Below are 3,452 nucleotides of genomic sequence, written 5' to 3' on the forward strand. Positions count from 1 at the left end.
CGAGCTTCCACGTCGCCATCAGGATCGGGAAGTTCCAGGGGATGATCTGGCCGACGACGCCGAGCGGCTCGTGGAAGTGGTACGCGATCGTGTCGTGGTCGATCTCCGACACCCCGCCCTCCTGGGCGCGCAGCGCGCCGGCGAAGTAGCGGAAGTGGTCGATCGCCAGCGGGATGTCGGCGGCGAGGGTCTCGCGGACCGGCTTGCCGTTCTCCCACGTCTCGGCGACCGCGATGGCCTCGAGGTTCGCCTCCATGCGGTCGGCGATGCGGGTGAGCATCAGCGCGCGCTCGGCGGGGGAGGTGCGGCTCCAGGAGGGGAACGCCTTCCAGCCGGCCTCGACGGCGGCGTCGACGTCCTTCGCCGTGCCGCGCGCCATCTCGGTGAACGGCTTGCCGGTCACCGGCGTGATGTCGTCGAAGTACTGCCCCTCGGCGGGCGGTACGTACCGGCCGCCGATGAAGTGGTCGTACCTGGGCTTGTAGCTCACGACCGAGCCTTCGGTGCCCGGGGCCGCGTAGACCTGGGGGTTGGAGGCCGGTGCCGCCTCGGTGGGGGCGTCCGCAGCAATCGTCATCGTGGGAACTCGTCCTTCCAGACGTCGTCGTCCGTGCCGCGCCGGTCGTCGGTGGACCTCCGTGCGCGGCCGAGCACGTGGTGCGTGCTCCTGCTGGACGCTAGGCGGGCGAACGTTGCGCCGGCTTGCGGGTCAGACCATGGCGTCGAGCCGCGCGACGATGCCGGCGCGCTTCGGCGAGCGGGCCGGCAGCAGGCGCAGCGCGGTGACGAGCGGCTCCGGATCGGCGGGCGCGACGCGCTCCGCGTACGACAGCAGCAGGTCCGGCGCGGCGCTCTCCAGCAGCGCCTCCCGCAGGCGCCCGCCCACCTCCTCCCGGATCTCCTCGATGCCGGGGGCGACGGAGGCCGGCAGCACCTCGCCGCGGTACGCCTCCAGCGCCGCCCGGTGCGCGCCGCGGTCGAGCATCGCGAGCAGCTGCCGCACGTCCAGGTCGACGGGGACGGGGAGGCGGTAGGGGCGCGCGAGCGGCGCCAGGCCGGGAGCCGTGCCCGACAGCACGTGCCGCAGCCGGACCATCTCCGGCCGGACCGTCGCGGTCGCATCGGCCCGCCCGTGCACCAGCTCCGCCAGGCGCTCGGCGGACAGCCCGGTCCGGTGCCAGGCGAGCAGCGTGAGCAGCTCCGCGTGCCGCACGGAGAGCGCGACGCTGCGGCCGTCGACGGTCAGCTCCGCCTGGTCGAGGCCGAGCACGGACAGCCGCGGCGCCCTGGCGACGCCGGGCGGGCGCTGGCGCCGCGGCCGGCCGCGCTGCAGGTGCTGCAGCAGCAGCTCCCGCTCGACCGCCGCCGCGGTCGCCTCGAGCAGCGGCAGCGCCCTCGGGCCGACCGCGTCGGGGCCGCCCGTGATGTCCAGCACGCCGATCGTCTCGTGCGTGCGCAGGTCGTGCACCGGCACCGCCGTGCAGCTCCACTGCTGCACCTGGACCGCGAAGTGCTCGCCGCCGGCGATCTGCACGGGGGCGTCGAGCGCGAGCGCGGTACCGGGGGCGGAGGTGCCGACTCGCGCCTCCGACCAGTCCGCGCCCGCGACGAACCGCATCGCCTCCGCGCGGCGGACGAGGGTGCGGTCGCCTTCCACCCAGAGCAGGCGCCCGGCCGCGTCGCCGACCGCGACGACCACGCCGGAGCCGTCGTCGGCGTCGCGGACGAGCAGCGAGCGGATGACGGGCAGCGCGGCGGCGAGCGGATGCGTGCGCCGCACCTCCGCGAGCAGGTCGTCGTCGAGCGGGGCACCGGGCTCGGCGCGATCGGGAGCGAGCCGCCTGGCGCTCGCGCGCGCCCACGACTCGGCCACGAGCCGGCGCGCCGACCCGCCCCGTCGCGTCTCGCCGGTCATCCGACCTCCCGTCGCCATCGACGCAGCATCCGGGCCACACGGTAGCGGCAGGGCACGGGACTCGGGAGCGGCCGACGCACTTCCGTACCGCCTGCTCAGGCGAGCGCGCGGAGGCGGGCGACGATCCCGGCCCGCCGGGGCGACCGAGCGGGCAGGATCTGCAGCGCGGTGAGCAGCGGCGCGGGGTCGCCGGGGGCGACGCGGGCGGCGTACGCGAGCAGCAGGTCGGGCGAGGCGGTCTCGAGCAGCGACTCCCGCAGGTGCCCGTCGACCTCGGCACGGATCTCCTCGATGCCGGGCGCGACGGAGGAGGGGAGCAGCTCGCCCCGGTACGCCTCGAGCGCGGCGCGGTGCGCGCCCCGGTCGAGCAGCGAGATCAGGCGGCGGGCGTCGAGCTCGAGCGGCGCCGGCAGCCGGTAGGGGCGGGTCAGCGGCACGAGCGACGGCGCGGACGCCTCCAGCAGCCGACGCAGGCGGGTCATCTCGGGCCGGATGGTGGCGGTCGCGTCCCGCCGGCCGTGCACCAGCTCCGCGAGGCGCTCCGCGGTGAGGCCGCCGCGGTGCCAGGAGAGCAGCGTGAGCAGCTCGGCGTGCCGGAGGGAGAGCGGCACGACCCGGCCGCCGGCGTGCAGCTCGGCGCGGTCGCGCCCGAGCGCGTCGAGGCGCGGCGGCAGGTCGGCGACCGGCTCGGCCGGTCGCTCGGCCGCGCGCAGGAGGCGCTGCAGCAGCAGCTCCCGCTCCGCCGCGGCGACCGTCGCCGCGAGCAGGGGCAGCGACCTCGGGCCGACCGCGGCCGCGCCGCCGCTGATGTCGAGCGCGCCGATGACCTCCCCGGTGCCGAGGTCGTGGATCGGCACCGCCGAGCAGCTGAGCCGCTGCACCTGCAGCGCGAAGTGCTCCTCCCCGGCGACCTGCATCGTCCGGTCGAGGGCCAGCGCCGTCCCGGGCGCGTTCGTCCCGACCCGCGACTCCGCCCAGTCGGCGCCAGGCACGACGCGCAGGGCCTCCGCGAGGCGGCGGGTGCGCGGGTCCCCGTCGACCCAGAGCAGGCGCCCGGCCGCGTCCGCGACCGTGACGACCAGTCCGGTGTCGTCCTCCGCCTCCTCGAGCAGCAGCGACCGGATCACCGGCAGCGCCCCGGCCAGCGGGTGCGTGCGCTGCAGCTCCGCCAGCTCGCGGCTGCCGATCGCCGTGACGACCTCGACGCGGTCCGGCGCGAGGCTGACCGCCTCGGCGCGCGCCCACGACTCGGCGACGAGGCGTCGTCGAACCACCGGGCCCGGGTCCCGCGGAGAAGCCGGCATGCGACCTCCCGCGCAGCGCCGTCGCCACCTTGCGCGCACACCGTACGCCCGCGGGCGCGAACCCGTTCACGATCGGCCCAGGCTGATGAGGGGGCTCCCAGGTCGAGCACGACCCACGGGGGCTCCGCGGCGCGCACGCCGCGCTGGAGGTCCCGCGCGGACCTTTACGATCGGGAGATGACCGACCCCGACGAGACCGCCGGCATCACCGTCTACGGGGCCGACTGGTGCTC

At 76.6% G+C, this 3,452-nt stretch carries 3 protein-coding genes; all 3 read right to left on the minus strand.

Annotated features, from left to right (window positions below; genetic code table 11):
• Positions 1–577, minus strand: a 577-nt coding sequence (locus tag ACFE60_RS18280; RefSeq protein ID WP_375390278.1) for an aldehyde dehydrogenase family protein, incomplete at its 3' end; no start/stop codon positions are given.
• A 132-nt stretch (positions 578–709) separates the two neighbouring features.
• Entirely contained in the window at positions 710–1,933 is a 1,224-nt protein-coding gene (locus ACFE60_RS18285; protein ID WP_375390279.1) for a GAF domain-containing protein, read from the minus strand.
• Positions 1,934–2,010: 77 nt separating this feature from the next.
• Entirely contained in the window at positions 2,011–3,189 is a 1,179-nt protein-coding gene (locus ACFE60_RS18290) for a transcriptional regulator (RefSeq protein WP_375390280.1), read from the minus strand.
• Between the last annotated feature and the right edge of the window lie 263 nt (positions 3,190–3,452).

This window comes from uncultured Amnibacterium sp., from assembly GCF_964245895.1.
GTDB lineage: Bacteria > Actinomycetota > Actinomycetes > Actinomycetales > Microbacteriaceae > Amnibacterium.

Coding starts and splice junctions, on each gene's coding strand:
- ACFE60_RS18285 (WP_375390279.1), bottom strand. CDS start 1,933: ATGGCGACGGGAGGTCGGATGACCGGCGAGACGCGACGGGGCGGGTCG.